A 1,208-nucleotide genomic window follows, 5' to 3' on the forward strand; every position below is an offset into this window, starting at 1 on the left:
CGCGGCCTCCTATATTCTCCAAGGCGCATTAGACCGGATGCGGCATTTGAAGAACGGATGAATGATGACTGACGACGTATGGAAACGGGACGAGATCCAAAGCCCCTGCATCAAGATCTGCGTCGTCCATCCGGAATCACGGATCTGCACCGGCTGCTACCGCACAATTGACGAGATCCGCGACTGGTCGAAAATGACCAACGAGGACCGCGCCGGCATTATGAACGACCTGCCCGAGCGCGCCAGCAAATTGGTCAAGCGCCGCGGCGGCCGCAGCGCAAGGCTCAAGCGCAGTTAACGCGGCGCGCGGCTGGGTAAGGCTCTGTAAATCATGCGGAATAAGCACTGACCATTTGTTTCGCACGCGAAACATTCAGGCAGAAGTGCTGACCTATCCGCTAAAGGCGAACATTCGTCCGCTCAGAAAGCCTTATTTTGCAAAAACAAGGTGTTAACTCCCAACCTGACATCTTAGGGCGCACGCCTGCCCGTGGGGTGGCGCCTCAAAGATTAGGAACTGCCGCTTTATCCCTGCCAAGAACATCTCAGATTGCAGTGTCCCACTGCCCTCTCCAAAGCGCCGGCCCGCCGGAACGGGCAGGCGCTCGCCCGGCGCCTTCGGCTTGTTCCGGGCATGTGCTACTCCGCGCTTTGCAGCCAATTTGACAGGCCTGCCGTCAGCCTACTACGAGACCAAGCATCCTGCATCGTCAAAGAAAAACATTGCGCCCGGTTCCTTTGAAAAATTCAATTGGGGCTCCACAAACACTCTGAGTGCCACCGAGAACTCATCCGGCGACCAAGAGCGGTACGGAGGCTGGCGATTGTCTTCATATTCCCAGCCCCTCGCCTCTGCAGCCTGAATAAGAGCCTCTTTAGAAAGGCATCCCAACGCCGCTGCGTCAGATAAAAAGTAGCCATAGGCCTTATTGAAACGCCTGCTGTTTCGGACATCCCAAGCGATCAATGACTGGTACGCGAGCAAAACGAGCGTCACTAAAAGCAACGACGGGAGAATGGCCTTTTTCATCTAAACCTCAAAACTATGCACTTTGTTGGCCAGTACATTCTCAAGAGTCAAACGACCTACCCCTCCGCCAGCCAGCCTTTGGTCCAATCCGCCAGCTCCGGGCGGAAATAGGCGATCATGCGGCCTTCTTCCGGTGCGGAGGCCCCCTCGCTCCAGGGCGCGACCCCGTGCAGGCACA

At 56.5% G+C, this 1,208-nt stretch carries 2 protein-coding genes; one reads left to right on the plus strand and one right to left on the minus strand.

Annotated elements, in window-relative coordinates; genetic code table 11:
• Positions 1-64 precede the first annotated feature (64 nt).
• Positions 65-298 carry a DUF1289 domain-containing protein gene (locus tag A2I95_RS39975; RefSeq protein ID WP_027259205.1) on the plus strand — a complete coding sequence of 78 codons (234 nt, stop codon included), beginning with the start codon at positions 65-67 and terminating at the stop codon, positions 296-298.
• 387 nt (positions 299-685) lie between these two features.
• Here A2I95_RS39975 and A2I95_RS39980 read toward each other — a convergent pair whose 3' ends face one another.
• The gene (locus tag A2I95_RS39980) at positions 686-1,030 is read right to left on the minus strand and encodes a hypothetical protein (RefSeq protein ID WP_291737884.1); all 345 of its coding nucleotides are present in this window, start codon (positions 1,028-1,030) and stop codon (positions 686-688) included.
• Between the last annotated feature and the right edge of the window lie 178 nt (positions 1,031-1,208).

This window comes from Leisingera sp. F5 (assembly GCF_001593695.1).

Bases quoted from the DNA above. Each gene is read 5' to 3' on its own strand.
- A2I95_RS39975 (WP_027259205.1), top strand. From the start codon at position 65: ATGACTGACGACGTATGGAAACGGGACGAGATCCAAAGCCCCTGCATC.
- A2I95_RS39980 (WP_291737884.1), bottom strand. From the start codon at position 1,030: ATGAAAAAGGCCATTCTCCCGTCGTTGCTTTTAGTGACGCTCGTTTTG.